Raw genomic sequence first — 5688 nt, 5'->3', positions numbered from 1 at the left:
GTGTCCGCCCGCAGTGGCCGGCGTCAAGAAACGGCACCTCTCTGCCCGACCCCAACCGCCGGTCCGAGGACGGACACCCCCCGGCACGGCCCCGACCCACAACGCACCGCCAGGCGCTACGCGAACCCCCACAGGCCGCCGCAGGCATCCCGGCCCAACCGCCGGAGGCCGCCGCAGGCATCCCGGCCCAACCGCCGGACGCGACCCGCCCCCACGAACTACGCCCCGGCACCCCCTTCTTGGCCCCCACCCCAGCCCCCGCCTGACGCAGCGTCGGCGGCCGGCGGACGCACGCGCACGGCCAGTTCCCCCCTTTGGCCCGCGTGGCTCGCGGACCCCAGAGCCCTGACCCACGATGAAGGCTCAGGGCCGAAACCCGCGTTCGCGCTGGTGGACACGGACGGCCGCCGCTTGCTCCCGCGAAGGAAGGGTCTGCCGGATGACCACTTCGCCCTTTACATCCCAGTCGGCGTTCGACGGCTCCAGGATGCGAGTCCTCCTTCTCGTCGACCTCCACGAAGGTGCCGAGCAACAGTTCCTGGACGCCTACGAGCACATGCGCGACCGAGTCGCGTCGGTCCCCGGTCACCTCGGTGACCAGCTGTGCCAGTCCCTGGAGAACCCGTCCCAGTGGGTCATCACGAGCGAATGGGCCACCGCCCCGCCGTACCTCGCCTGGGTGAACAGTGAAGAGCATCTCGAGACGGTCCGGCCCCTGCAGAGCTGCGTCCGTGAGCTTCGCTCGATGCGGTACGGAATCGTCCGCGAGACCGGCGGCGCCCGCCCGGAAAAGGCCGGCGGACTCCAGACGGCCGTAAGGGTGGGCGACGGTGTGATCCGCCACGCCCTGACCTTCACCGTCAAGCCCGGCTCCGAGTCCAAGGTCGCGGAGATCCTCGCCGGATACGCACCGCCCGAGGCCCGCGTCGACGACACCACGCGGCTGCGCCGCACCACCCTCTTCATGCACGGCAACCGGGTCGTCCGCACGGTCGAGGTGGAGGGCGACCTGATGGCGGCCCTGCGCCACGTCTCGCGCCAGCCCGAGGTACGGGCCGTCGAGGAGGCCCTCAACCCGCATCTGGAGCAGCACCGGGACCTGTCCGACCCCGAGTCGGCCCGGACGTTCTTCATCCGCGCCGCCATGCCGCCCGTCCACCACGTGGCCCGCGGCGGCCCGGAGCCGGACGACATCAAGCGGCACGCCCTGTACTACCCCGCCCGCAAGGGCTGCGGAATGGCGCTGGCCCGGTTGCTCTCGCAGCAGGACGAGACCGCGGCGGCCGACCCGGCCGGCCCCGTGCACCGCAGCACCGTCTTCCAGCGCGAGGACATCGTCGTCCGTCTCATCGACGTACGGGGTGATCCCGAGACCGACCCGGTCATGGCGCTCGGCATCCATGGCCCGAGGAAGGCCGCAGTGCTGGCCCGGCTGCTCGACACCGACGCGCTCGGCGTGGCCGGTCCGTTCACCGGCCAACGCGAGGCGACCCGCCTCCTGACGCACGCCGACATGGCGCTGATCACCGACCGCAGGGCTGCGCAGTCCTGACCGCGCAGGGACCACCACCCCACCGAACGACCTGGAGACAGACCATGGACAAGATGCGCCCGCGCGTCGTGGACCTGAAAGAGATCGAGCCCAACCGCAAGCGCGGCGGCGACCTGCGCACCCTGCTCACCCCGGTCACGGTGGGTGCCACGAGCGGCTTCATGGGCCTGGCCATCATGCGGCCCGGCGAACGCATCAGCGAGCACTACCACCCGTACTCCGAGGAGTTCATCTACGTCGTCGAGGGGAGGCTGGAGGTCGACCTCGATGGAGAAACGTTTTCCCTGCGCTCCGACCAGGGCCTGATGATCCCCATCGACATGCGGCACCGCTTCCGCAACGTCGGTGACGAGGAGGCCCGCATGGTCTTCCATCTGGGCCCGCTCGCGCCGAACCCCAAGCTCGGCCACGTCGACACCGAGGCGCCGGAGCTCAGCGACGACATCAAGGCGTACCCGCTGGTCCAGGAGGAGGGCGGGCAGCCCGAGCGACCCGGAGTGCTCTCGTGACCCGGCGCGTGGCGGTCACCGGCATAGGTGTGGTCGCCCCCGGCGGGACCGGAGTTCCGGCGTTCTGGGACCTCCTCTCCAACGGCCGTACGGCGACCCGCGGCATCACCCTGTTCGACCCCGCGGGCCTGCGGTCCCGGATAGCCGCCGAGTGCGACTTCGAGCCCCTGGCGCACGGCCTCGAACCCGGCATCGCCGAACGCGCCGACCGGTACATACAGTTCGCCCTGGTCGCCGCACAGGAGGCCGTCACCGACAGCGGTGTCGACTTCGCCGCCGAGAACCCCTGGCGCGTGGCCGTGTCCCTGGGCAGCGCGGTGGGCGGCACGACCCGGCTGGAGCACGACTACGTCCTGGTCAGCGAGCACGGGCAGCGCTGGGACGTCGATCACCGCAACGCCGAGCCGCAGCTGCACCGGGCGTTCTCGCCCAGCACGCTCGCGGCCGACGTCGCCGAACGGTTCGGCGCGCAGGGCCCGGTGCAGACCGTGTCCACCGGCTGCACCTCCGGACTCGACGCGGTGGGCTACGCCTTCCACACCGTCGAGGAGGGCCGTGCCGACATCTGCATAGCCGGGGCGTCGGACTCGCCGATCTCCCCGATCACCATGGCCTGCTTCGACGCCATCAAGGCCACGTCGCCCAACAACGACGACCCCGAGCACGCCTCCCGCCCCTTCGACGCCCACCGCGACGGATTCGTCATGGGCGAGGGCGCCGCCGTACTCGTCCTGGAGGAGCTGGAGCACGCCCGGGCGCGCGGCGCGCACATCTACTGCGAGATCGGCGGCTACGCCACCTTCGGCAACGCGTACCACATGACCGGACTCACCAGCGAGGGCCTGGAGATGGCCCGCGCCATCGACGACACGCTCGACCACGCGCGCGTGGACCCCACCGAGATCGACTACGTCAACGCGCACGGCTCGGGCACCCGCCAGAACGACCGGCACGAGACCGCGGCGGTCAAGAAGTCGCTGGGATCCCACGCCTACGACACCCCGATGAGCTCGATCAAGTCCATGGTGGGCCACTCGCTCGGCGCGATCGGCGCGATCGAGGTCGTCGCCTGTGTGCTCGCGCTGGCCCGGCAGGTGGTTCCGCCGACGGCGAACTACGAGACCCCGGACCCCGAGTGCGACCTGGACTACGTCCCGCGCACCGCTCGCCCCCGCAGGCTCGACAACGTGCTCTCCGTGGGCAGCGGCTTCGGCGGGTTCCAGTCCGCGGTGCTCCTGACGGGGCCGACTGGGAGGAGACGACGATGAGTGGTCAACGCACCCGGCGCACAGCGGTCACCGGAGTCGGTGTGGTCGCGCCCAACGGCCTGAACGCGGACACCTACTGGAAGTCCGTCAAGGAGGGCGCGAGCGTACTGGACCGGGTCACCCGGGAGGGCTGTGAGCACCTTCCGCTCCGCGTCGCCGGAGAGGTCCGCGGATTCGACCCGTCGGCGCTGATCGAGGAGACCTTCCTCGTCCAGACCGACAAGTTCACCCACTTCGCGCTGGCCGCCGCCGACGCCGCCCTGCAGGACGCGGGACTCAGCAGCAGCGCCGCCGACTCGCCGTACTCGGTCGGTGTGGTCACCGCGGCCGGATCCGGCGGCGGTGAGTTCGGCCAGCGGGAACTGCAGAAGCTGTGGGGCAAGGGGTCCCGGTTCGTCGGGCCCTACCAGTCCATCGCCTGGTTCTACGCCGCCAGCACGGGCCAGATCTCCATCCGCAAGGGCTTCAAGGGCCCCTGCGGGGTGGTGGCCAGCGACGAGGCGGGCGGCCTGGACGCCGTCGCGCACGCCGCGCGGGCGGTGCACCGGGGCACGGACGTGGTCGTGGTCGGCGCCGCCGAGGCCCCGCTCGCCCCGTACTCGGGGGTCTGCCAGCTCGGCTACCCCGAGCTCAGCACCGTCGAGGACCCGGCCCGCGCCTACCGTCCCTTCACCACGGCGGCCTGCGGTTTCGTGCCCGCCGAGGGCGGTGCCGTGCTGGTCGTCGAGGACCTGGACCGGGCGCGGCGCCGGGAGGCGGCCGTGCGGGCCACCGTGGCGGGACACGCGGCCACGTTCACGGGTGCCTCGCGCTGGGACCGGTCGCGGGAGGGGCTCGCGCAGGCCATTCGCGGCGCCCTCGACGAGGCCGGCTGCGCGCCGGAGGAGATCGACGTGGTCTTCGCCGACGCGATGGGCGTGCCCGACGCGGACCGTGCGGAGGCGCTGGCCCTGGCCGACGCCCTCGGCCGGCACGGCACCCAAGTGCCGGTCACCGCCCCCAAGACCGGCATCGGACGGTCGTACTGCGGGGCACCCCTGCTGGACATCGTGGCCGCGGTGCAGGCCATGGAGCACGGGCAGATACCGCCGACGCCGGGCGTCTTCGACATCTGCCACGACATCGACCTGGTGACCGGCACGGCACGCCCGGCCGAGCTCCGCACGGCCCTGGTCCTCAGCCGGGGACTGATGGGCTCCAACGCGGCGCTGGTCCTTCGCCGGGGCCCCGAATCCTCCGCATAGAACGACAAGGAGAACCCTCATGACCACCGGAGTGACCCAAGTGACCGTCGCCGAGCTGGCCGCGCTGATGAAGCAGGCCGCCGGCGTGTCCGTCGACCCGCAGGAGCTCGAAGCGCGGGCCGAGACGCCCTTCTCCGAGTTCGGGCTCGACTCGCTCGGCCTCCTCGGCATCGTGGGCGAGCTGGAGAACCGGCACGGCCAGGCGCTGCCCACCGACGCGGAGCGCTGCAAGAGCCCCCGCGCCTTCCTCGCGCTCGTCAACGGCAGCCTCACGACAGGAGCCTGAAGTGGCCGGACACACCGAGAACGAGATCACCATCGCCGCTCCCGTCGACCTCGTCTGGGACATGACGAACGACCTGGAGCGATGGCCCCAGCTGTTCAGCGAGTACGCGTCCTGCGACGTGCTGTCCCGCGAGGGCGACACGGTGACCTTCCGCCTGACCATGCACCCCGACGAGAACGGCAAGGTGTGGAGCTGGGTCTCGGAACGGGTCGCCGACCGCGAGAAGCTCGTCGTGCGCGCCCGCAGGGTCGAAACCGGCCCCTTCGAGTACATGAACATCGTGTGGGAGTACGAGGAGACCCCGGCCGGGACCCGGATGCACTGGACGCAGGACTTCGCCATGAAGCCCGAAGCGCCGGTGGACGACGCCGGGATGACTGACATCATCAACCGCAACTCACCCATCCAGATGGCGCTCATCCGCGACCGTGTGGAGGCCGCATGCACCACGCACTGATCGTCGCCAGGATGGCCCCGCAGTCCGCCTCGGACATCGCGGGCGTCTTCGCGGCCTCCGACCGCGGCGAACTCCCGCACCTCGTCGGGGTGACCCAGCGTTCGCTGTTCCAGTTCGGCGATGTGTACATGCACTACATCGAGGCCGAGCAGGACCCGGGCCCCGCCATCGCGAAGGTGGCCGGGCACCCCGAGTTCGTCGACATCAGCAGGAAGCTCGAGGCGTTCGTCAGCCCGTACGACCCGCAGACCTGGCGGAGTCCGAAGGACGCGATGGCGCAGCGCTTCTACCACTGGTCGAAGGGCTGAACGTCGAGGGACCGCACCTCGCGGACCTGAACGGGGAAAGCCGCCGCCCGCGCCGAACAGGCGC

The 5688-nt window shown here is 71.3% G+C and carries 7 protein-coding genes; all 7 read left to right on the top strand.

Annotation, left to right across the window (positions count from 1 at the left end; translation table 11 throughout):
* The first annotated feature begins 439 nt into the window (after positions 1–439).
* From ACWGDB_RS41795 to ACWGDB_RS41765, 7 genes are read left to right on the top strand one after another with little or no spacing between them, the layout of a single operon-like run.
* Positions 440–1552 (top strand): SchA/CurD-like domain-containing protein, encoded by a 1113-nt coding sequence (locus ACWGDB_RS41795; RefSeq protein ID WP_453827272.1) that lies wholly within the window; start codon positions 440–442, stop codon positions 1550–1552.
* 44 nt (positions 1553–1596) lie between these two features.
* Positions 1597–2061: a cupin domain-containing protein gene (locus ACWGDB_RS41790; RefSeq protein WP_383615622.1), complete on the top strand. Its 465-nt coding sequence runs from the start codon at positions 1597–1599 to the stop codon at positions 2059–2061.
* Complete coding sequence (locus ACWGDB_RS41785; RefSeq protein ID WP_453827271.1) at positions 2058–3329, top strand: beta-ketoacyl-[acyl-carrier-protein] synthase family protein; 1272 nt, start codon at positions 2058–2060, stop codon at positions 3327–3329. The genes ACWGDB_RS41790 and ACWGDB_RS41785 overlap by 4 nt, the downstream gene beginning before the upstream one ends.
* On the top strand, positions 3326–4573 hold the full coding sequence (locus ACWGDB_RS41780; RefSeq protein WP_453827270.1) for a beta-ketoacyl synthase N-terminal-like domain-containing protein: 1248 nt from the start codon (positions 3326–3328) through the stop codon (positions 4571–4573). The genes ACWGDB_RS41785 and ACWGDB_RS41780 overlap by 4 nt, the downstream gene beginning before the upstream one ends.
* A gap of 19 nt (positions 4574–4592) precedes the next feature.
* The gene (locus ACWGDB_RS41775) at positions 4593–4859 is read left to right on the top strand and encodes an acyl carrier protein (protein WP_383615614.1); all 267 of its coding nucleotides are present in this window, start codon (positions 4593–4595) and stop codon (positions 4857–4859) included.
* A gap of 1 nt (position 4860) precedes the next feature.
* On the top strand, positions 4861–5316 hold the full coding sequence (locus tag ACWGDB_RS41770; protein ID WP_453827269.1) for an SRPBCC family protein: 456 nt from the start codon (positions 4861–4863) through the stop codon (positions 5314–5316).
* On the top strand, positions 5301–5624 hold the full coding sequence (locus ACWGDB_RS41765; RefSeq protein ID WP_453827268.1) for a TcmI family type II polyketide cyclase: 324 nt from the start codon (positions 5301–5303) through the stop codon (positions 5622–5624). The genes ACWGDB_RS41770 and ACWGDB_RS41765 overlap by 16 nt, the downstream gene beginning before the upstream one ends.
* Positions 5625–5688 lie beyond the last annotated feature (64 nt).

It is taken from the genome of Streptomyces sp. NPDC055013, from assembly GCF_053608645.1.
Note: the sequence above shows the minus strand (reverse complement) of the source record. Positions and strands in the feature narration are given on the sequence as shown.